At 70.8% G+C, this 19,709-nt stretch carries 21 protein-coding genes, 1 pseudogene and 1 riboswitch; of the genes and pseudogenes, 7 read left to right on the top strand and 15 right to left on the bottom strand.

Going from position 1 to position 19,709, the window contains the following annotated elements; translation table 11 throughout:
- Positions 1–177 precede the first annotated feature (177 nt).
- From ACGFWJ_RS24435 to ACGFWJ_RS24425, 3 genes are all read left to right on the top strand, one after another.
- Complete coding sequence (locus ACGFWJ_RS24435) at positions 178–1,335, top strand: LacI family DNA-binding transcriptional regulator (RefSeq protein ID WP_073818037.1); 1,158 nt, start codon at positions 178–180, stop codon at positions 1,333–1,335.
- A 147-nt stretch (positions 1,336–1,482) separates the two neighbouring features.
- A complete protein-coding gene (locus tag ACGFWJ_RS24430; protein WP_387640223.1) occupies positions 1,483–2,616 on the top strand; it encodes a metallophosphoesterase in 1,134 nt (377 codons plus the stop codon).
- Between the two features lie 127 nt (positions 2,617–2,743).
- On the top strand, positions 2,744–3,967 hold the full coding sequence (locus ACGFWJ_RS24425) for a hypothetical protein (protein WP_392953117.1): 1,224 nt from the start codon (positions 2,744–2,746) through the stop codon (positions 3,965–3,967).
- A gap of 126 nt (positions 3,968–4,093) precedes the next feature.
- Here ACGFWJ_RS24425 and ACGFWJ_RS24420 read toward each other — a convergent pair whose 3' ends face one another.
- Positions 4,094–5,095, bottom strand: a complete 1,002-nt coding sequence (locus ACGFWJ_RS24420) for a DUF5937 family protein (RefSeq protein ID WP_392953114.1) — start codon at positions 5,093–5,095, stop codon at positions 4,094–4,096.
- Between the two features lie 122 nt (positions 5,096–5,217).
- On the opposite strand from ACGFWJ_RS24420, the gene ACGFWJ_RS24415 reads away from it, so the two are divergent.
- Positions 5,218–6,507 carry an MFS transporter gene (locus tag ACGFWJ_RS24415; protein WP_392953111.1) on the top strand — a complete coding sequence of 430 codons (1,290 nt, stop codon included), beginning with the start codon at positions 5,218–5,220 and terminating at the stop codon, positions 6,505–6,507.
- 8 nt (positions 6,508–6,515) lie between these two features.
- On the opposite strand, the gene ACGFWJ_RS24410 is transcribed toward ACGFWJ_RS24415, so the two are convergent.
- The 4 genes from ACGFWJ_RS24410 to ACGFWJ_RS24395 form a co-directional block, all read right to left on the bottom strand.
- The gene (locus tag ACGFWJ_RS24410) at positions 6,516–6,911 is read right to left on the bottom strand and encodes a type II toxin-antitoxin system VapC family toxin (protein ID WP_392953108.1); all 396 of its coding nucleotides are present in this window, start codon (positions 6,909–6,911) and stop codon (positions 6,516–6,518) included.
- Entirely contained in the window at positions 6,908–7,138 is a 231-nt protein-coding gene (locus ACGFWJ_RS24405) for an antitoxin (protein WP_387640210.1), read from the bottom strand. Before ACGFWJ_RS24405 ends, ACGFWJ_RS24410 begins: the two co-directional genes overlap by 4 nt.
- 60 nt (positions 7,139–7,198) lie before the next feature.
- Complete coding sequence (locus ACGFWJ_RS24400) at positions 7,199–7,744, bottom strand: Uma2 family endonuclease (protein WP_387860193.1); 546 nt, start codon at positions 7,742–7,744, stop codon at positions 7,199–7,201.
- 93 nt (positions 7,745–7,837) lie between these two features.
- Positions 7,838–8,344: a hypothetical protein gene (locus ACGFWJ_RS24395; protein ID WP_392953104.1), complete on the bottom strand. Its 507-nt coding sequence runs from the start codon at positions 8,342–8,344 to the stop codon at positions 7,838–7,840.
- A 110-nt stretch (positions 8,345–8,454) separates the two neighbouring features.
- Between ACGFWJ_RS24395 and ACGFWJ_RS24390 the strand changes: the two genes are divergently transcribed.
- Positions 8,455–8,880: a nuclear transport factor 2 family protein gene (locus ACGFWJ_RS24390; protein ID WP_392953102.1), complete on the top strand. Its 426-nt coding sequence runs from the start codon at positions 8,455–8,457 to the stop codon at positions 8,878–8,880.
- A 24-nt stretch (positions 8,881–8,904) separates the two neighbouring features.
- Here ACGFWJ_RS24390 and ACGFWJ_RS24385 read toward each other — a convergent pair whose 3' ends face one another.
- The 8 genes and pseudogenes from ACGFWJ_RS24385 to ACGFWJ_RS24350 form a co-directional block, all read right to left on the bottom strand.
- Positions 8,905–9,423, bottom strand: a complete 519-nt coding sequence (locus tag ACGFWJ_RS24385) for a ferredoxin (RefSeq protein ID WP_392953099.1) — start codon at positions 9,421–9,423, stop codon at positions 8,905–8,907.
- Between the two features lie 80 nt (positions 9,424–9,503).
- On the bottom strand, positions 9,504–10,541 hold the full coding sequence (locus tag ACGFWJ_RS24380) for a CU044_5270 family protein (RefSeq protein ID WP_392953096.1): 1,038 nt from the start codon (positions 10,539–10,541) through the stop codon (positions 9,504–9,506).
- Positions 10,532–11,062 (bottom strand): RNA polymerase sigma factor, encoded by a 531-nt coding sequence (locus ACGFWJ_RS24375; RefSeq protein WP_392953094.1) that lies wholly within the window; start codon positions 11,060–11,062, stop codon positions 10,532–10,534. Before ACGFWJ_RS24375 ends, ACGFWJ_RS24380 begins: the two co-directional genes overlap by 10 nt.
- A gap of 272 nt (positions 11,063–11,334) precedes the next feature.
- The gene (locus ACGFWJ_RS24370; RefSeq protein WP_392953091.1) at positions 11,335–12,150 is read right to left on the bottom strand and encodes a hypothetical protein; all 816 of its coding nucleotides are present in this window, start codon (positions 12,148–12,150) and stop codon (positions 11,335–11,337) included.
- Between the two features lie 16 nt (positions 12,151–12,166).
- Complete coding sequence (locus ACGFWJ_RS24365; RefSeq protein WP_392953088.1) at positions 12,167–13,072, bottom strand: aldo/keto reductase; 906 nt, start codon at positions 13,070–13,072, stop codon at positions 12,167–12,169.
- Positions 13,069–14,258: pseudogene (locus tag ACGFWJ_RS24360) on the bottom strand (cupin domain-containing protein). The gene ACGFWJ_RS24365 and the pseudogene ACGFWJ_RS24360 overlap by 4 nt, the downstream one beginning before the upstream one ends.
- Positions 14,259–14,272: 14 nt before the next feature.
- The gene (locus tag ACGFWJ_RS24355; RefSeq protein ID WP_350530026.1) at positions 14,273–14,407 is read right to left on the bottom strand and encodes a hypothetical protein; all 135 of its coding nucleotides are present in this window, start codon (positions 14,405–14,407) and stop codon (positions 14,273–14,275) included.
- 84 nt (positions 14,408–14,491) lie between these two features.
- Entirely contained in the window at positions 14,492–14,977 is a 486-nt protein-coding gene (locus ACGFWJ_RS24350; protein ID WP_392953086.1) for an ATP-binding protein, read from the bottom strand.
- 178 nt (positions 14,978–15,155) lie between these two features.
- Between ACGFWJ_RS24350 and ACGFWJ_RS24345 the strand changes: the two genes are divergently transcribed.
- On the top strand, positions 15,156–16,475 hold the full coding sequence (locus tag ACGFWJ_RS24345; protein ID WP_392953313.1) for a hypothetical protein: 1,320 nt from the start codon (positions 15,156–15,158) through the stop codon (positions 16,473–16,475).
- 2 nt (positions 16,476–16,477) lie between these two features.
- Here the strand turns inward: ACGFWJ_RS24345 and ACGFWJ_RS24340 are convergent, their stop codons facing one another.
- Both ACGFWJ_RS24340 and thiC read right to left on the bottom strand, forming a co-directional pair.
- A complete protein-coding gene (locus tag ACGFWJ_RS24340; protein ID WP_392953084.1) occupies positions 16,478–17,011 on the bottom strand; it encodes an NUDIX hydrolase in 534 nt (177 codons plus the stop codon).
- Between the two features lie 321 nt (positions 17,012–17,332).
- A complete protein-coding gene (gene thiC, locus ACGFWJ_RS24335; RefSeq protein WP_392953082.1) occupies positions 17,333–19,129 on the bottom strand; it encodes a phosphomethylpyrimidine synthase ThiC in 1,797 nt (598 codons plus the stop codon).
- Positions 19,125–19,258, bottom strand: a riboswitch (TPP riboswitch). (Overlaps the previous gene by 5 nt.)
- A gap of 148 nt (positions 19,259–19,406) precedes the next feature.
- Here thiC and ACGFWJ_RS24330 point away from each other — a divergent pair.
- Positions 19,407–19,607: a hypothetical protein gene (locus ACGFWJ_RS24330; RefSeq protein WP_387640186.1), complete on the top strand. Its 201-nt coding sequence runs from the start codon at positions 19,407–19,409 to the stop codon at positions 19,605–19,607.
- Positions 19,608–19,709 lie beyond the last annotated feature (102 nt).

The following is a 19,709-nucleotide window of genomic DNA, read 5'->3' as shown; positions in this document are numbered from 1 at the left end:
ACGGGTGCAGATCAGCCATTCTGCCGGGTTCCTTTGGCACATGTCAGAGGTATTGGAGGCGGAAAACCGCAGCTGTCGAAGGGTGCACCCCGGATCCGGCCATGGAGAAACGGTTCTTTGACGCCGGGTAGTGATCCGGTCACAGAACGCCGTGACGCGCCATACGATCGGTCCGCCATGACAGCAGCAGCCAATCAGAACGGTCGCCGAGCCACCGCCTCACGGCGCCTGGAACGGGCAGGCATCCGGGACGTCGCGGCGGCCGCCGGAGTCTCCATCACCACGGTCTCGGACGCCCTCAACGGGAAGGGCCGGCTCCCCGACGAGACCCGCAGCCGGGTCCGCGAGGTCGCCGAGCGCCTGGGCTACCGGCCGTCCGCCGCCGCCCGGACCTTGCGCACCGGCCGGTCCGGCCTGATCGGACTGACCGTCACCACGTACGGCGAAGAGCCGTTCACCTTCACCGAGTTCGCCTACTTCGCGGAGATGGCGCGGGCCGCCACCAGCGCCGCGCTGGGCCGCGGCTACGCCCTGGTGGTGCTGCCCGCGTCGTCCCGGCACGACGTGTGGAGCAACATCGCGCTCGACGGGACGGTGGTGATCGATCCGCCCGACCAGGACCCGCTGGTCACCGAGCTCTACCGGTCCGGCGTGCCGGTGGTCTCCGACGGCAAACCGGGCAACTGCCCGGTCACCGCCTGGGTGGACAACGACCACGAGGCGGCGGTGCTCGGCATCCTGGAGCACCTGAGCGAGGCCGGCGCCCGCCGGATCGGCCTGCTCACCGGCACGTCCACCGACACCTACACCCGGCTGTCCACCGAGGCGTACCTCGCCTGGTGCGACCGGGTCGGCCAGGAGCCGGTGTACGAGGCGTACCCGGCGCACGACCCGGCCGCCGGGGCGGTCGCCGCCGACCGGCTGCTGGCCCGCCCGGACCGCCCGGACGCGGTGTACGGACTGTTCGACCCGAACGGCACCGACCTGCTGGCCGCCGCCCGCCGCTACGGACTGCGGGTCCCGGACGACCTGCTGCTGGTGTGCTGCTCGGAGTCCGACGTGTACGCCAACACCGAACCGCCGATCACCACCCTGTCGTTGAAGCCCCGTCGGATCGGCACCACCGTGGTCAACCTGTTGATCGACGCGATCGAAGGAGTCGACGCGGGATCGGGCTCCGTCCCCGGGCGGCTGTTCCCGCCGCGCTACCGCACCGCCGGGACGGGCCCGCCGCCCGGCACCCTGATGCCCACCGAGCTGATCGTGCGCGCCTCCTCGCAGCGCCGCAGCCCGCGCACCACGGTGAGTCCGCCCCGCCCGCCGGGCGAGGTGTGAGCGCGCGCCGCCCGCGTCGGCCGGCGGTCCGGACCATCCCGGACCGGGGCAGACCGGGCGGCCGGCCCGCCGCCCGGCGGGTCAACCGGGAAAACGGATACCGACCAGGTGAGGACGGCGGGAGAGTGCGCTTCCTATGATGGGCGAATGACACCCGAGGACCTCTTCCGCGAACCCGAGCACCCGCACTCGGGCATCCGCTCCCGCCAGGACCTCGACGTGCTCCCCCAAGGCTCCTGGTTCGAGCCGGCCGAACCCGCCGGCTACCAGTACGAGGACACCCACAGCACCTACGGCGGCGCCCACTACCTGGAGCAGCACTGGGCCCCCGCCGGGCAGTTCGGCGAAGCCGCCCCGCAGGCACCCGGGCACTACGCGCACGAGGACCCGCCGACCATCGAACTCGGCCCGCCGATCGAGGCGGTGCCCCCCGTCGAGGTGCACTTCCCGTACCCGCAGCCCGAACCCGGCGAGGGCCCCGGCCCGCTGTTCGTCATCGGCGACGTGCACGGCTACCTCGACGAACTGCTCGCCGCGCTGCACCAGCAGGGCCTGATCGACGCCGACGGCCACTGGTCGGCCGGGCGCTCCCGGATCTGGTTCCTCGGCGACTTCACCGACCGCGGCCCGGACGGCATCGGCGTCATCGACCTGGTGATGCAGCTGGCCGCCGAGGCGGCCGCGGCCGGCGGCTACTGCCGGGCCCTGATGGGCAATCACGAACTGCTCTTCCTGGGCGCCGCCCGCTACGGCGACGAGGCCGTCCAGTCCACCGCCGGCACCGCCTCGTTCCTCGCCGCCTGGCGGCTCAACGGCGGCCAGCAGCACGACCTGGAGCGCCTGCAGCCGCACCACATCAGCTGGCTGTCCCGGCTGCCCGCGATGGCGCTGGAGGACGGCCACCTGCTGCTGCACTCCGACACCACCGCGTACCTGGAGTACGGCGAGACCATCGCCGACGTCAACGACGCCGTGCACGCGCTGCTCGCCGACGAGGGCATCGACGAATGGTGGGACGCCTTCCGCAAGTTCACCAAGCGGTTCGCGTTCCGCGGCCAGGCCGGCACCATGGCCGCGCAGGAACTGCTCGCCATGTACGGCGGCTACCGGGTGGTGCACGGCCACAGCCCGATCCCCTACCTGACCGGCGACCACCCCGAGGACGGCGTCCCGCCGCACGTGCCCGGCCCGTACATCTACGCCGACGAACTGGCCATCGCGATGGACGGCGGCGTCACCATGGACGGCCGGCTGCTGGTCGCACAACTGCCGCTGAACTGAACAACTGCTCGATGGCGCAAGGGAACTGGGCGCGCCGAAGTTCCGGAAAGAGCCTGTCGGCGCGCTCCCGCGCACGCCTACCATCGAGGCCAGTGACCTTCCGTCCACCTCGCGGAACGGGGTACCCATGAGCCACCCGCCGCGCCTGCTCGCCGAGGACCGCGCCGACTTCGGCCGGCTGCTCGACGAAGCGCTGCGCGACCCCGCCGTCCGGCAGGCCCTGGCCGAGCCCGGCGTGCACCTCAACACCGAACAGCTCTACACCAGGGCCCTCGCGGACGCCGAGACCGTCGCCGCGCCCGCCGCCGCCGAGTACGCCCGCTACCTGGAACTGCGCGCCGCCGCCGCGGCCGCCGAGCAGCGCCCGGACAGCGCGCCACCAATCGTCGGCGCCGGGCTGCTCCCCGCGCTGACGGTGCTGACGCCGCTGCTGGCCGGGTCGACCGGGCTGATCCTGCTGGTACTCGGCTGGCTGCTGCGGGTCACCGCGCCCGGGCTGGCGTTCGGACGCGCCGCCGTCACCGCCGGGCTGCTCGCGCTGGCCATCGCCGCCGCCGCGCTGCTGATCGGCGGCGCCGGGCTGGTCCTCACCGCGCGCCGCGGCGCCACCCGGGCCCTCGGCGCCGACCCGTACCAGCAGGCCGAGCTGGCCGCGGCCCGGGCCGCCTGGCACACCGCGCTGCGCGACCGCGCCCTGCTGCCCTGGCTGCTCGCCCACCACCTCGCGACGCCCGACACCGGCGTCCCGCGCGCCCGGACCGCGCCGCCCGACCTGCTCAGCCCCGGCTACAGCCGGGCCGGGTACGGCAGCCCGGGCTTCACCAGCCCCGGGCCCGAAGGGCTGACGGACGATCAGCGACGGCCGCGCCCAGCCGGGTTCACGGGCCCTGGGCACAGCAGCCCCGACTTCACCAGCCCCGGCCCGGAGGGCCTCACCGACGACCAGGGGCGCAAGCGCACCGACGGACCGCGCTTCACCAGCCCCGGACCCGAGCAGCTCACCGACGCCGACGGCCGGCCGCGCCCCGACGGCCCGCGCTACACCGCGCCCGACTTCACCAGCCCCGGACGGCGCGGCCTGACGGGCGATCAGGGAGCACCGCGTCCGGCCGGATTCACCGGGCCGGGCCACAGCAGCCCCGACTTCGCCAGCCCCGGACCGGAGGGCCTGACGGACGATCAAGGGCGCAAACGCGGCGACGGACCGCGGTTCACCAGCCCCGGACCCGAGCGCCTCGCGGACGCGGACGGCCGACCGCGCTACACCTCGCCCGACTTCACCAGCCCCGGACCGGGCGGTCTGACGGGCGACCGCGGCGAGACCGAGGCCCCCGAGCGGGACGGGGGCTGACCGGAGCGGCCGGGATCAGAGGCGGGCGGCGGCCGGTTCGCCCAGCAGCACCGCCGCGATCGCCCGGGCCTCGGCAAGGCCGACATCAACCTTGAATACAGCGATGCCGCGCCCGCCGAGGGCCGGTCAAAGGGAAGTGCCCCGACCCGGACCGCCTGCCGCCGCGGCCAGCAGGATTTCCGCCGCTTCGGTGCGGCTGTACAGCACGTAGCGGCCGGTGCGGTGGGCGGCGAGCAGGCCGGCGTTCCGGAGGGCGGTGAGGTGCTGGGAGACGGCACCGGGGGTGAGGGCGGTGCGGTCGGCGAGGGCGGTGGTGGAGGCCGGGGTGTCGAGTTCGGCGAGGAGGCGGGCGCGGGTCGGGCCGAGCACGGCGGCGAGGGGGTCGGGGAGGGCGGTGCGGCGCTCCCAGAGGGTGGCCACGGCGCGCGGGGGATAGCGCAGGGTCGGTTGCCAGTTCGGGGTGATGAGCGAGAACACCCGGGGCCAGACGAACACCGACGGGACGAGCAGCAGGCCGCGTCCGGCGAGGTGGCCGGTGCCCCGGGTGTGACGGTGGCCGACGTAGAGGGTGTTCTCGTCCCAGGTGATGTCCGTCCCGAGGTCGCCCAGCAGCCGGTCCGCGCCGTGTTCGGCGAACAGCCGGGCGCGGTGCAGGATGTCGCCCTCGAGCAGCGAGCGGATCCGGGGCCAGTGCGGCGCGAGGGCGATCTCCCAGTAGGCGTCGATCAGTTCGGCGAGTTCGGCCAGTCCGCGCCGCGGTTCGGCCCGCAGCCGGTCGATCCGTTCCGAGCGCGGCGCGCGCGGGCCGTCGAGGCCCGAGTGGACCAGTTCGGGCGGGGTGGCACGCAGGACGGAGAGCTCGAGCCGCAGGTCGGGGACGGAGGTGGTGGGCGGCGGCGCGAGGAAGGCCGGGATCAGCCGGGGCGGGTCGGGCACCAGGTCGGCGAGCAGGCGCCAGTCCAGCCCGGAATCGGCGAGGCGGCGGTGCGCCCGGGTGCTCCACGGGCGGTGCAACGGGTGTTCGGCGGGATGCTTCAACACCCTTACGCCGGCCACCACTTCCCACAGCGGCGAGAGGGCGAACCGGGTACGGGCCAGGTCGCGGACGGAGAAGGTCACATCCAGCATGTGCGCGCCCTTTCGCGGTGGCAGGTCATGGCTGCGGTGGTGGTCGCGGTCGTCGGCCCCGCAGGATTCAGTGCAGCCTAAATTCCTCGCCCGCCGCCCGGCCCCGCCGGGAACCTCGCTCCATGACCAGCTCCCGCCTCGGCCCCGCGCCGACCGCCCCGCCGTCCGACCCGGATCCGTCGGCCCTGCGAAACCCCGGCTTCCGGCTGCTCCTCGGCGCCGCGGTGGCGAGCAAGCTCGGCACCGCGGTGAGTTCGCTGGCAATCCCCCTGACCGCCCTGCTGGCGCTGCACAGCTCCCCCGGACAGGTCGGGCTGCTGGCGACGCTGAGCACCCTCGCGTTCCTGCTGATCGGCCTGCCGGCCGGGGCCTGGGTGGACCGGATCCGCAAGCGGCCCACGATGATCGCCGCCGATCTGGCCAGGGCCGCGCTGCTCGGATCGGTACCGCTCGCCTGGCTGTTCGGATGCTTGACGATCCATCAGCTGTACGCGGTGGTCCTGCTGTCCGGCGCGGCCACGGTGTTCTTCGACGTGGCCTCGCTGAGCCAACTGCCCGAACTGGTCGGCCGCCACCGGCTCACCGAGGCCAACGCCCATCTGGTGACGGTGGACGCCCTCACCCAGATCGGCGGGCGCAGCGCGGGCGGCTTCCTGGTGGCGGCGCTGTCCGCCCCGGTGGTGATCGTGGTGGACATGGCGAGCTACCTGGTCTCGGCGCTCCTGCTGCTGCGGATCCGGCGGCCGGAGCCGTCCCCCCGGGAGCGGCGCGACGGGCGGCTCGGCGGTGAGATCCGCGAGGGCCTGCGTTTCGTGTTCGGCCACCCGGTCCTGCGGGCCGTGGCGCTCGCCGGGGCCGGTACGAACCTGTCGATCCAGCTGTACCAGACGATGCTGCCGGTGCTGTTCGTCGATGAACTCGGGCTGTCCGCCGGTGTCGTCGGCCTGTTCTTCGCGGTCGGCGGGCTCGGCGTGTTCATCGGTTCGGTCGCGGCCCGCCGGCTGGCCCGCCGCCTCGGGGCGGGACGGGTGCTGTGGCTGATGGGCCTGGCGGTCGCGCCGTGCGGAGTGCTGCCGGCGCTGGCCGGACGGGGCGCCGCGCTCTGGCTCGCGACCGGTGCCTGGCTGGTCATCACCTGCAAGATCGGCATCGACAACGTGATCACGGTGAGCTTCCGTCAGAGCGTGACCCCGGACCACCTGCTCGGCCGGATGAACGCCACCATGCGCGTCCTGCTCACCGGTTCCCTCGCCCTCGGCGCCGCGCTGGCCGGCCTGTTGGCCGAACTCGCCTCCGTCCGAACGGCGTTGTGGCTCGCGACGGCGGTGCTGGCCACCGTCTGGGTCCCGGTCTTCCGCTCCCCGCTGCGCACCCGACGCGAGCTGCCGGGGCCTGCCGCCACCCATCGGTGACGATGGTCCTAGCCGTAGACCTCGATCTCGCACTTCGCAGCACCGCTGCGGCCGATCCTGGCGTCACAGGTGATCAAGGGCACGCCCAGGGCTTCCGCCAGGGCGACGTATTGCGAGTCGTAGGCGCTGAGGTTGGCGTGCAGCTTCCTCACCCGGTCCCAGAAGGGCAGCGTCTCCCGCTTGACGAGAGGAAGCATCCGGTACGCGGCAACAGCCCTCTCCGTCTCCCTCTCGGTCAGCTTGCCGCCTCGCTGCATGCCGAGCAGGGCCGACTGGATCTCGTAGTCCAGCAGGGTCGGCGCGTATACCTCCGCAGCTGATGCCACCCGGCCGCGGACAAGTTCGCCATCGGGGCCGTGGGCTGTCAGAACCACGACCAGAGCGGAGCAGTCAATGACGATCAACGCCCGACCCGCCCCTCATCGATCACGGCGAGGACATCCGCGGCGCTGACGTCGGCGGTGGTCTCCCGGTTCAGGCGCTCCATCATCTCGGCCATGGTCGGCTTGGACGCCTCTCGGGCGATCAGCTCCTGCATGTAGGCCTGGAGCGACTTCCCGGCCTGGGCCGCACGAACCTTCAGGGTCTGGATCTGGTCGTCCGGGACATCCCGGATCGTGAGGGCTGTCATGCCTGCATTCTAGTTCGGATGTCTGCAGAATGCAGATAACACCATGGGGTGCAACGGGCCTCAGTACGGCAGCAGGACGGTGGTGTCGAGGGTGAAACCGAAGGGTGTGGGAATGTGGACGGTTTCGCCGAAGGCGGCGTCCTCCCGCATCCGGTAGCGGCCGGCCTCGGGTTCGCGGAAGAGGGTGACAGTCTTCTGTGAGGCGTCCACCAGCAGGTACATCGGAATCTGCATCAGCGGATAGTCGCGGAGTTTCCCGACCCAGTCGTTCTCCGGGTTCGACGGCGAGACGATCTCCACCGCGATGAGGGCGAGGTCGGCCGGAACCTGGTTCGCCGTGGTGGCCATGGCGGCCTCCGGAAGGTACGTCAGGTCCGGGTTCCGCAGCTTGGTCACCTGGGGCGACACCAGGTCCATGTTCCCGGTGGAGAGGTACCCGACCGGCGCGTGTGCCTCGAACTGGCGGCGGACGACGGCGAGGTTCCGCTCGTGGATCGCAGAGGGTGACGCCTGCATGATGATGACGTCACCCGAGAACTCGATCTTGAAGTTGGACGGCGCCGACCTGCGGAACTCATCGATCAAGGCGAGATGGTCGGGGTTCATCTGTCCTCCAGGAGTGCGCATCGCGAGCCGTCACCACGCTACCGGCCGGTCGGCCCTGCGACGGCCGACGAGTCCCCGGGCCGCCGAGCACGGTCAGAGGTAGTCGAAGTAGCGGATCCACCACTCACAGGGGAGACCGTCCCCGTAGTACGAAGCGAATCCCTCGTTCACCCCGTCGTACGGTCGCGTGAGCAGTTCCTCCGGGAGTACGACGTAACCGAGTTCGGTGAGCGCCCGTTCGACCGCTTCCAGGTCGGCGGGGGCGAGCGCTCCCTCCTCGACTGCCTCGGCGGTGTCGGTGTGGACGCCGGGGTTCTCGGCAGCGATCACCGCCATCGATCCGAAGTTGCTCACCGAGACGACGATCTGCTCGCCGAGCTTGGTCGCACTCGCCGGTATCTCCACCCTTCCGTGCAGACTGGCGTCCTGCACGTGCCGGTCGGCCCAGCACGGGGTGGCGAAGTCGGCTTCCAGCCGCTCCACCAGGCGGTCGAAGAGCGCCCTGGTCGCCCTGTGGTCGTAGCCGGGCGGGAACTCCGGCGACTCCGGGGCGTCCAGCCGGCGGAGAAGAGCGATCAGGTCCGCTTCGGTGCGCAGCATCCGCCCATGATGGCAGGGCAGTTGGGCAGCGAGACACCGGCCCTGCCCGCCGGGTGACCACGTCCGAAATCCGCCGGTCGCGCGCCGCGCGGCCGCCTAGCCTCGCGGTCATGTCTCAACGTAACCGCGACATCGTTCAGCACGCGTGGAAGGCGTTCGCCAGCCACGACGCGCAGCAGATCTCCGCCGTCTTCACCGAGGACGCCGAGTGGCTGGCGCCGGCCGGGAACGCGACGGCCGTCGCACTCGACTGCCCCAGCCACATGATCGGCAGGGCGGCGATCGCCCGGTTCCTCGCCGAGGACTTCGGCCGCCTGTTCGTCCGGGACGTGGACGTCGCGTTCCGCGGGTTCCACGCGGACGGCGACCGGGTCGTCGTCGAGGAGACCATGACCGCGACGCTCGCCAACGGCAACCACTACGCCAACGACTACTGCCTGGTCTTCGAACTCCGCGACGGCCTGATCCACCGCGTCCGCGAGTACATGGACACGGCCCGCGGCCACCGCATGGTCTTCGGCGACAGCGGGAAGTGACGCCACGCCTCGGGGTGCTGTCGGCTACAGCTCGGGCAGCCGCTCGCCGGGGGCGGGAGACCTGCCTTCCTCCAGCCAGTGGAGGTAGATCCGCAGGTCCGTCGCGAGGCTGCCGGCCAGGTAGGTCTCGTAGTCCCGAACGGCAGCGGTCACTCCCTGCCCGGCCCAGTCGATGCCGTCCCAGTCGTGGTCGGCGAGGTACTGCGAGATCCGGCCGCGGTCGCGCCACCACTCCCGGACCGTCTCCGGTGTCCAGTGCGCGTCGCCGTCGCAGCCGTAGCCGAGGAACGGGTCACAGTCGGCGGCTTCGACCAGCCGGGCGACCTCCGCCGGGATCCGGGGCTGGCGGTAGACGTACTCGCTCAGGTACTTGCCCCCGTAGAGGACGTGCTGGGGCGCGGAGAACCGGCCCGTCCGGCAGGTGTCGGTCTCGCCTCCGTAGAAGGGCCCGGGAACGTTCAGCCAGAGGCGGTCCTCCCAGCGGCCGCGGAACACCTCGCGGTCCTCGCCGAGCAGCGGCCCCGGGTCGAAGTAGAGCGTCACGGGCCGAGCATAGGGCGCTGGGCCACCGCGCGGCTCCGGGGCCGAGCGCCGTCCCGCGTTGGACGGGACGGCGCTCGCCCTCAGCTGGCCTCGGCCGCCGGGGTGGTCCCGGCCCGGTCGACCACGGCGCGGGTCTGCACGGCTGTGGTGGCCAGCAGGGTGCCGGGCTCCGGGCTGTCCGCGGTCCGGTTCACCTGCACGCTCCTCTCGCCGAGGAAGTCCAGAGTGGTTTCGTCGAAGATCCATTCCGTCCGGCTGCCGGTCACCGGGTCCAGGCGGGCTACGGCGACGCCGTGACGGCCGAGGGCATCCGCCACGTCCGTGGCGAGCACCACGCCCGGGATCTGCTGTGCCGCCCGGTACAGGGCGGCGGCGAGCTTCGGGGGGAGCAGGGACTCGCTCGCCAGGTCGCCGATCGCCGTGAACGCCTCCTGATCAGGGCTTGTGCCCATGCCGCCGGTCTCCGCGTGGATGCGCTGCAGGAGGGCCGTCGGATCCGTCGGCAGCGATTCGAGGTAGCGGTAGGTGGGCGCGTTCACACTCGGCGCAGGGTTCGGCGCGAGGTCGTGCCGGCCGTCGCCGTGGAGCATCTTGTCCCACAGGCTCTTCGGCACGTCCTCACGGAGCAGTCCGGGCCGGCTCCCGTCGACGGACGACCAGACCCGGCGGGTGTGCGGCTGCTGCATCGACCACGCCCACGGGGAACCGGTGCCCGGTCCACCGCTGGTCCTCGTGAAGGCGACCTTGCTCTCGACGTAGACGTACTTCCCGTCCCCGACCGACAGGTCGGGCTTCTCGGCGGCCGCGTAGGAGATCCGGTCCAGCAGGCCGATCGCGTCGGCGGTCGTGCCGGTGTGGAGAGCGACGACAGGTGCGCGCCCGGTCTCGTCGGGGTCGGTGCCGACGACGATGACTGCCGCGACCACGGCGGCCGCGAGAAGCGGAGCCGTGATCACCAGTCGGCGGGGCCGTCGGGCGGTCCTGCGGGGCACACCCGTGAAGAGCGGGGGGTGGGCCGTGATGCGTCGAAGCTCCCGTTCGGCCCGCTCCAGGTCCACTTCGGTCCCGGCCGGGTCTGCCGGCCGCATGAGGCTCCGCACCTCTCGGGTCACACGCATGGCATGTCCTCCTTGTCGTGGTCGCTCACAACGGGTTGCTGGGCGAGCCGGCGGCGCAGCCGCGCACGGGCACGGTGCAGCCGCACCGAGCAGGTGGCGGGGGAGCACCCGAGGGCGGCTGCCGCCTCGGTGATGGACAGCCCTTCCCAGCCGATCAGCGCCAGCAGTTCCCGATCGTTCTCGCTGAGCGCGGCCCAACCCCGGCGGACCGCGTCCTGTTCGGAAACCTGGACCCCCACGTCACGCGCCGACAGGTCATCGGCGGCGGTGGCCAGGGCGTGCAAGTGGTCGGCGCGCGCCCGGGCGCGGTGATGGCCGGCCACCATGTTGCGGGCGATCGCGTACAACCAGGGCAACGGCCGGCCCCGGGGCACTCGGTCGAACCCTTGCCATACGGCGGCGAACACCTCACCGGCTATGTCGGGGGCGGCTTCGGCTCCGACCCTTCGCCAGGCATACCGCAGCACCGCCACGTAGTGGGCCGTGTACAGCGCACGGAACTCCTCCGCATCACCGCTCACCCGCGCTCCCCAGTTAGGCATTTGATGCCCTGTCTGTGCGATTCGGCCCGCCCTTCTTACAGGTCGATCGGAAGATTTGCCCGTGGCCGGCTCCGACGGGTCGCACGGGCCGCCGAGGCGCTCCCGGAACGCGGAGCCGCGCGCCGCCGCGTTGCCGCCCGCCGCTCCTGTCTCGCACTCCGCTATGGACGGCCCCACGCGGGCGGTGTGGTGCTCGGAAGCGCCGAGTGCCCCAGCACCAGCAGGGTGCAGGGGCACTACAGGCTTGGCTCTCAGGCCAAGATCTCGGACGTGATGGGCGCCGGGGGCTTCACGCCCGTGAGTTCGGTGGCTCGGGCCCCGAGGTGTGGCGCCAGTTCGGGGTACCAACCGCGAGCTACTGCTTGCAGCATCTCGGCCAGGGCTGCGAGTTCGCCGATGCGGCCGACGGGAGTGTCGAGCACCGGGGCAAACTCGGCTCGGACCCGGGCAGCCACGTCCGGGACCAGCAGGCTGTTGGCGTGCAGGAGACCGGCGTCGTAGCCGACCGGGACCAGGCCCCACCGCTCCCAGTCGAGGATCACCAGCGGGGCCGTGATGTTGCCCCAGTGCAGGTCACCGTGGCCGGTGGTCCGCTCCACCTTCCCCGGACCGGGAATCCCGAGGAACTGCGGGAACGCCTTCTCGATCCAGCTGTCCCGGATCGTCGTCCGTACCCCGGTCGCCTGGCCCAGTCGCGCGAGAGCACGACGCAGAGTGCTCCACCACTCGTCGGACAGGCCGGGGTCCTGGTCCAGGTCCGGGCGGTGGGGCGAGACCACCGGGTGCGGGATGAAGTCGAGGACGTCGGCCGCGTATGCGTAACTGCCCTCCGTCCAGTCGAGCACGTCGTGCAGCTTCGGTCGCGGCACGTCGTCCGGCACGCGCACCGAGGCCCCGACAATGCCCTCCCCCTCCTTCCGCCCGAAGTTCGCTGCTGCCGTGGCCGAGACCCGGAGCCAGCGGTCTCCGGCCTGCCGGCTGAGCGTGCATCCCTGGAACCCCCAGACCGGACCGCCGGTACAGGTCAGCCCGAGGTACTTGGCCGCCGTCTTGTGTACGGCCTCCATCCGGACTCTGGTCTCCTCATCCGGTGGCGAGTGCATCGATCACGCTCCTGACTCGGTCAACGGGCAGCGGCTCTGCCAGCGCCTTGGCCGCATCGTCCCAGTGCGCAGCTGTGCTCGCCGAGAGGAGCACCACATCCAGGCCGGGGCAGGACGCGGCGACGAGCACGGCAGCGGCCGGGGCAGTCAGGCCCGGCCTGATGAGGTTCACCAGTTCGGGGGTCATCAGCGCAGGCAGTTCCCCGCCGTGCAGCGGGGCGGACCCGAAGGTGGTCACCCCGGCCGCGTGGGCCTCTGCCAGCGGCCCGGCGCCGTCGAGCGCTTCCGCGATCGGGTCAGCCATGACGAGACTGACCGGCAGTTGGATGGCGTTGAAGTGGTGGTGCGGCGATCCGGCCGCTTCCTGGGCGAGCGCCAGCAGCCCAGGGACCGAGAACGTGCCGTCGTTCAGCCCCGACCAGGTCGCTACCCCGTAACCACCGATGCGCCCGCTGTCAGCGATGTACTCCAACTCGACGAAACACTGCCTCAGTTGGCGAAGAGCCGCGCCCTTCCCGAGTCGGCGCACGGCGTGCTCCGGATTGTGGACGAACACGATGTCCGCCCGCCCGAGCGTACGGAGGGAGTCCTCCGTCTGCCACCTCACGAAGGCCGGGAAGAGGCTGTGTCCGTGGACGGCTGTTGCCTCGGTCAGTTGGCCAGCCTCGACAGCGGCACGCCGCTGGGCTCCGTTGTGGAACCCGGTCTTGGTCGCCACCAGAGCATCCGGGTACTCGGCGAGCACGGGGGCGAGATCGAGATGGGCCTGTCCGTGGCCGTAGTTGGGAGCCGTATCGACCCACAGCGCTCCGGCCCCGAGGGCAGTGTGCGCCGCCTGGCGACCAGTGCGAACCCGGTACGTGCCCAGCCCGAGCGCCGCCGTCACAGCGCCGCCCAGACGACTGAGGCGGCCTGGCCCTCGATGAGGACCGAGAGAGTCGAAGCCACGTCCTTGACCTCCAAGCCCGCCGCCTCCGCCAGGACGCCGAGCGCGGCGGGCTTGCCGCTCAGCAGGGCACGGAGCATCGGAGCCGCCTGCCCGGCAAAGTCCCACGCGGTTCCGGCTGCCGCGAGCGTGACCGTGCCCTGGGCGACGTTCTCAGTGAGCTTCGCGCGGGGAGCGTCAGCCGAACCATCACGTCGGCGCGGTCCGGCACACCCTCGACGTACGGCAACGAGGTGGCCGCGCGACCGTAGTGGGTGGTGTCCACCGACTCAGCCCACCGGCTCACCAGCCCTGGATCGGTCAGTTCGGCCAGCATCTCCGAGCGCAGGCAGTCCACGAAGGCCGCCTGCTCACCCGGCGAGGCGAACCGGGGAACATCGAGCCGCAGCGCAAGACGGGACCGCAGCTGATCCACCACCCAGGTCAGCAGGTCCGCCCCCGTATGGGTCACCAAGCCGAAGGTGAGGTGCAGCGAAGCCGTTCCCTGATCTGCCGTGACCGCATGCCACCAACCACGGGGCAGGTAGAGGACGTCACCGGGGTGCAGAACGAGGTCAACGACCGGATCTCCCTCCGGTGGCTCCGGGGACTCCACGTCCCGGAAGGTCGGCGCGGTCCGAGTCGGCCCGTACAGCTTCCACCGCTTGGCCCCGTACATCTGGACCACCACCACGTCGTGGTCGTCCCAATGGGTACCGAAGCCTTCCCGTTCGGTCCACGAGGCGTAGGCGTTGACCTGCACCAGCGTGCCGAGGAACCGTTCCAGGGCCTCGGCGGCGGTCCCGATCGGGGGGTGGATCTTCTCGATCGAGTCGAGGACGAGCGAGGCGCCTTCGGCCAACCGGGCGTGCAGCTCGGCCGGTTGGATGCGGTGCCAGGTCACGGAGCGCCGGGTGGTGACCGGGAGCGCGTACCGGTGCAGGGGCAGCATCTCGCCGTCCATGGACAGTCGGAGTCGCGGGGGCTCCAACCGCTGGGTGGCGAGGATGTTGTTCAGGTCGTCCCAGGACAGGAGGCCGGCGATGTCGGCGGCCTCCCCGGGGAAGACGGCGTAGGAGCGGTTGAGCGTCTGGGCGAGGAACGTGTCCCCGCCCAGACGCGCCGCCCACGAAGCAGCGTCACGCATCGTGGGCGGCCTTATCAGTCGTTGCCGTCGGAACGGCCGCTGCTGACGTCGGACGGCTGCTCGGTACGGGCCCGCGCAGCGGTGATCTTCCGAGCGGCGACCACGAGGCCGCCCTCAGCGGCCGGGGCCGCCGGGGTGTCCTGCACCATGACGTGTTCCTCTCTGTTGGGACAGTCCCGCCGGGGTTCCGGCGGGAGAATTGGGAGGTGGCAGCAGCCACCAGGGCGGAACGATCAGGTTCGGACGAGCGGCGTGGCGCGGACCTGGGCGGCGTTGACGAGGACCGCGAGACGCCTGTCCCCCGTCACCAACTGGTCGGCCGCGACCTCGAACCACACGACTTTGCCGATCCCGGCCGGGTACCAGTCCCAGGAGTGCGCGAGCCCCGCAACCAAGAGGAGCCCACGGCCACCGGTGACCGTGTCCTCGGCGGCCTCTCGGCCGGGGAGACGCAAGCCCGAATCCTCGACCTCCACCCGCAGGCGTTCACCGGTCCACCTGACGGTCACCCGGCATCGAGCCTTGGTGTGCTCGATGGCGTTCGTCAGCAGCTCGTCCGCGCACAGCTCGACGTCCCGCAACGCGCCGTCCGACAGCGGGACTTGCCAGGACTCGGCGATCTTCCTGATCAAGTGACGAGCGTGCGGGACAGCGGCAGGATCGGGCTCGACATCCCAGCCCTGAGGGGTGGGGAACACGGCAGTGTCGGTGAGGCTCATGCGCACGGGCCGCCTTCCTACTGGTCGAGTGCCCCGGGCTTTCCCGGTGGACTCACAGGATTGCCGGGCAGCCCGTTCCCGATTAAGGCCAGCGTGTGTACCCACCATGGGTAGACTCGCGGTCTGTTATCCCACGTGACACTGAGCGATGATCAACCCGGTGGTGGGGGTGCCGGACATGACCGACTCCACGGCGTCACCAGGGCTGCCAAGCCGACTACTTGCCGATCCTGAGATGGTCGCGGCCTGTGCCGCGCGAGACTTCGCGCTGATCTTCCAACTCGCCAAGCGCAAAGGCGGGTTCCATGCCTCACGCATCGCGCGGGCATGCGAGCTGACGCCCAGCAGGGTGGGCGAGGTCATGAACGGCAAGCCGAAGATCACCAACATCACCGTGATCGAGCGCATCGCAGACGGCCTGATGATTCCGGGGCACCTGCTCGGCCTCGCCGCTCGGAGCTGGGAACTCCCCGCGGCTCCCCCCGCGGGCCAACCGGCCCCGATCCCCCGGCAGGCAGCAGACTCCTTACCCTCGGAATCCCCGCCGCCCAGCACCGGGTTGGACGAGATCCTCGCCATCGCAGCCGGTACCAGAGTCACGCCCACCGTCCTGCGCTCACTGCAAGCGTCGATCGAGGACTATTGGCGACGCGACGACGAGCACGGCGGCGAAGCCCTCCGGCCAGCGGTGATCGGCCAACTCAGGCACGTAAAAGGCATACTGCACGACACCGCCGAACCCAACTTCCGGCGAAGCCTCCACGGCATCGCAGCCGAACTCGCACGACTGACCGGCTGGACCTACTTCGACGCACGGCAGTACAGCACCGCTCGGGGGTACTTCGTCGAGGCACTCCGCCTGGCGCGCGAGATCGACGACCGCCCGTTCGTCGCCAACGTCCTGGCCTGCCTCAGCCTCCAGGCGACCTACCAGGACCAGGCGAGGGAGGCCATCACGCTCGCTCGGGCTGCCCAGGACAGCGCCCGCCTCTCCGGTGGCACTCCCAGGTTGATGGCGATGCTGTCCATGCGCGAGGCGTTCGGCCACGCCACCGAGCACGACCAGGAGGCAACGCACCGTGCGATCAACGAGGCACTGCGCCAGTTCGAGCGGATCGACCCGACGGACGACGATCCGGCGTGGGTCCAGTACTTCGACCGCACCAAACTGACCGTTGACACCGGCATCGCCCTCGGGCAGTTGGGCGACGCCGAGGCCGCCGAACCACTCATCGCCGAGGCCCTACAGGGGGAGGCAGCAACCAACCACCGGGGGCGCGCCTTCCACTCATTCTGGCTCGCCCGCACTCAACTCCAGCGTCATGAAGTCGAGTTAGCTTGCGCGACGGCAACGGAGGCACTCAATCTCGCGGCGGCTGTGGAGTCGCCCAGGGTGCTCGCCCACCTCCGGGAATTCAGCGAACTACTGCACCCGTACCAGAGCGCGCCAATTACCTCGGGGCTGGTTCGCAGGATCGGCGCGTTGGCGACTCGGTGACGTCAGAGGCCGGCCTCATCCAGCAGCAGGTAGAGCACGCCGACCAGCGTGCCGCTGCTGACGATCTCGCGGCGGTCGATCATGCCGCGCAGGTCGGCCAGCGGAATCCACTCGATGCGGTCCGACTCGTTGCGCTCGGTCGGCGGCCCCACGTACTCGACCGCGTCGGCTCGGAAGACGAAGTGCTCGGAGTCCGTGATGCCGTTCGCCGGTTGGGCGTAGATGAGCGGCTTGATCTCCCCGGTCTTCCAGCCGGTCTCCTCAAGCACCTCACGCGCGGCGGCCTCGGCGGGTGTCTCGTCGGATTCGATCAGGCCCATGGGCAGCTCCCAGGCCCACGAATCAGTGATGAAGCGGTGCCGCCACATCATCAACACCTGCTTCTCAGCGTTCACCAAAGCGGCGACCGCGAGGTGCCGCAGCTTGACCACGTGGTGTTCCCACCGGTGCCCGTCGGGCTGCTCGACATCAGCCAGCCACAGGTTCACCCATGGGTTCTCGTAGATCGGACGTTCCCCGTGGATCTTCCACTGCATCGCGACGGCCCCTCTCGATGGACCCTCAGCATGTCAGACGGAGCTGGTTGGGCAGGTAGGTTCCGAAAAGTTTGCGTCACACTGACGAATATGGACCTCGAAGCGGTCGCAAGGTCAGTGCACCCGCCGACTCCAGCACTGCCTATCGCATCGGATGCCGTATCCGACGGGACGTCGATATGTTTCACCGACTGACTGTCCCGGTGATCTCCACCCCCCGCTACGGGCACGGCATCGCCTGAGAAGTCCCGCCAACAGGCAAAGCGCCGCGCCGGGAGACCCCTTCCTGCCTCCCGGCGCGGCGCCGTTCTGTGTCGGCCGTCAGTCGGCCAGGGGGAGGTAGACCCGGTTGCCCTGGGCCGCGAACTCCTCGGACATGGCCTTCATGCCCTCGACGGCGGCCTCGTCGTACTCCCGCGAGGCCTCGCCGCCGCCGAACTTCTCATTGATGGTTTTGCTGATCTTCATCGAGCAGAACTTCGGGCCGCACATGGAGCAGAAGTGCGCGGTTTTGGCGGGCTCGGCGGGGAGGGTCTCATCGTGGAATTCGCGGGCGGTCTCGGGGTCGAGGGCCAGGTTGAACTGGTCCTCCCAGCGGAATTCGAAGCGGGCGTCGGAGAGGGCGTCGTCCCAGGCCTGGGCGCCGGGGTGGCCCTTGGCGAGGTCGGCGGCGTGGGCGGCGATCTTGTAGGTGATGACGCCGGTCTTGACGTCGTCGCGGTTGGGCAGGCCGAGGTGTTCCTTGGGGGTGACGTAGCAGAGCATCGCGGTGCCCCACCAGGCGATCATCGCGGCGCCGATGCCGGAGGTGATGTGGTCGTAGCCGGGTGCGACGTCGGTGGTGAGCGGGCCGAGCGTGTAGAACGGGGCCTCGTCGCAGATCTCCTTCTGCAGGTCCATGTTCTCGCGGATCTTGTGCATCGGGACGTGTCCGGGGCCTTCGATCATCACCTGGACGTCCTTGGCGCGGGCGATCCGGCCGAGCTCGCCGAGGGTGGTGAGTTCGGCGAACTGGGCCTCGTCGTTGGCGTCGGCGATGGAGCCGGGCCGCAGGCCGTCACCGAGCGAGAAGGTGACGTCGTAGGCGCGCAGCAGGTCGCAGAGTTCCTCGAAGTGCGTGTAGAGGAAGTTCTCCTGGTGGTGGGCCAGGCACCAGGCGGCCATGATGGAGCCGCCGCGCGAGACGATGCCGGTCTTGCGGCGGGCGGCGAGCGGCACGTACCGGAGCAGGACGCCGGCGTGCACGGTCATGTAGTCGACGCCCTGCTCGCACTGTTCGAGGACGGTGTCCCGGTAGACCTCCCAGCTGAGTTCCTCGGCCCGGCCGTCGACCTTCTCCAGTGCCTGGTAGAGCGGGACGGTGCCGATCGGGACGGGGGAGTTGCGCAGGATCCACTCGCGGGTGGTGTGGATGTTGCGGCCGGTGGAGAGGTCCATGACGGTGTCGGCGCCCCAGCGGGTGGCCCAGGTCATCTTCTCCACCTCCTCCTCGATGGAGGAGGTGACGGCGGAGTTCCCGATGTTGGCGTTGATCTTCACCAGGAAGTCGGTGCCGATGATGGCCGGTTCGCTCTCGGGGTGGTTCACGTTGACCGGGATGACGGCGCGTCCGCGGGCCACCTGCTCGCGGACGAACTCCGGTTCGAGGCCTTCCCGGAGCGCCACGAACTCCATCTCGGGGGTGATCAACCCGCGCTTGGCGTACGCGAGTTGAGTGACGGCTTCGCCGTCCCTGGCGCGCAGCGGGCGGCGTGGGCGGCCGGGGAAGACGGCGTCCAGGTTGCGCAGGTCGCCGCCGCGCGGCGCGGTGTGCTTGATGCCGTCGTCCTCGGGGCGGGCCTCGCGGCCCTGGTACTCCTCGACGTCGCCGCGCTGCCGGATCCATCCGTCGCGCAGGGCGGGCAGTCCGCGGCGGACGTCGGTGGGCAGGTCGGGGTCGGTGTACGGGCCGGAGGTGTCGTACAGCGGGACGGTGCGACCGTCGGTGAGGTGGACCTCGCGGTAGGGGACCCGCAGGTCGGGGCGGCTGCCTTGGCGGTAGGCCTTGCGCCAGGCGGGGGTGGGGTACCCGGTGGCGGCCGACTCGCGGGCAGACGGGTACTCGGAAAATGCGGTCATCGGACCTTCAACTCCCTACGCCGGCATTACCCGGTCAGGTTCCTGCGGTCGGCGCAGCAGGTGGTACGCGGGCCCGCGTACCGTCAGCGCCCTCTCAGCCCGGTGCTCCGAGCTCCCGTTCCGCGCAGGCGTCGTCCGCCTGCGTTCGGTTCCTCACCGTAGGGCACGTCACGGCGCCGGTCCAGGGCGCACTCCCGCGCCCGGGCCTCCCCCGGCGGGCAACTCCCGCGTGGGCCCGAGCTGTTCACGCCCCGTACGAGGTGGGAGAATCGTGCAGGTGATCGGACTGACGGGGCGGGTGACAGGGCGGATCGGCGCGGGCCTGGTCGGCGAGGTGATGGTGCACGTGCCCGAACGGCTGGGCACCGAGGCGTTCCTGGCGTACCGCGCCACACCGGGCGAGCCGCTGCAGCCGGGCACCATGGTGGTGGTGGTCGAATATCAGCCACCACGCACGGTGTACGTGGAGCCCTTTTGATTGCACGTCAGACGGCCTCCACAAACCTGCCGCAACACTTTTGAGACAGTGAGAGTTCCCACGGTCCAGACCCTTCCCCCCTGATCCGGAACGGCGGAGAAT

Origin of the sequence: Kitasatospora sp. NPDC048407, from assembly GCF_043200475.1 — a bacterium.
Lineage (GTDB): Bacteria > Actinomycetota > Actinomycetes > Streptomycetales > Streptomycetaceae > Kitasatospora.
This window is presented reverse-complemented; position numbering and strand designations above follow the sequence as displayed.

Coding starts and splice junctions, on each gene's coding strand:
- thiC (WP_392953082.1), bottom strand. CDS start 19,129: ATGACCGCATTTTCCGAGTACCCGTCTGCCCGCGAGTCGGCCGCCACC.
- ACGFWJ_RS24430 (WP_387640223.1), top strand. CDS start 1,483: ATGACACCCGAGGACCTCTTCCGCGAACCCGAGCACCCGCACTCGGGC.
- ACGFWJ_RS24395 (WP_392953104.1), bottom strand. CDS start 8,344: ATGCTGCGCACCGAAGCGGACCTGATCGCTCTTCTCCGCCGGCTGGAC.
- ACGFWJ_RS24405 (WP_387640210.1), bottom strand. CDS start 7,138: ATGACAGCCCTCACGATCCGGGATGTCCCGGACGACCAGATCCAGACC.
- ACGFWJ_RS24370 (WP_392953091.1), bottom strand. CDS start 12,150: ATGGAGGCCGTACACAAGACGGCGGCCAAGTACCTCGGGCTGACCTGT.
- ACGFWJ_RS24345 (WP_392953313.1), top strand. CDS start 15,156: ATGACCGACTCCACGGCGTCACCAGGGCTGCCAAGCCGACTACTTGCC.
- ACGFWJ_RS24415 (WP_392953111.1), top strand. CDS start 5,218: ATGACCAGCTCCCGCCTCGGCCCCGCGCCGACCGCCCCGCCGTCCGAC.
- ACGFWJ_RS24390 (WP_392953102.1), top strand. CDS start 8,455: ATGTCTCAACGTAACCGCGACATCGTTCAGCACGCGTGGAAGGCGTTC.
- ACGFWJ_RS24355 (WP_350530026.1), bottom strand. CDS start 14,407: ATGGTGCAGGACACCCCGGCGGCCCCGGCCGCTGAGGGCGGCCTCGTG.
- ACGFWJ_RS24400 (WP_387860193.1), bottom strand. CDS start 7,744: ATGAACCCCGACCATCTCGCCTTGATCGATGAGTTCCGCAGGTCGGCG.
- ACGFWJ_RS24425 (WP_392953117.1), top strand. CDS start 2,744: ATGAGCCACCCGCCGCGCCTGCTCGCCGAGGACCGCGCCGACTTCGGC.
- ACGFWJ_RS24350 (WP_392953086.1), bottom strand. CDS start 14,977: ATGAGCCTCACCGACACTGCCGTGTTCCCCACCCCTCAGGGCTGGGAT.
- ACGFWJ_RS24420 (WP_392953114.1), bottom strand. CDS start 5,095: ATGCTGGATGTGACCTTCTCCGTCCGCGACCTGGCCCGTACCCGGTTC.
- ACGFWJ_RS24435 (WP_073818037.1), top strand. CDS start 178: ATGACAGCAGCAGCCAATCAGAACGGTCGCCGAGCCACCGCCTCACGG.
- ACGFWJ_RS24340 (WP_392953084.1), bottom strand. CDS start 17,011: ATGCAGTGGAAGATCCACGGGGAACGTCCGATCTACGAGAACCCATGG.
- ACGFWJ_RS24380 (WP_392953096.1), bottom strand. CDS start 10,541: ATGCGTGTGACCCGAGAGGTGCGGAGCCTCATGCGGCCGGCAGACCCG.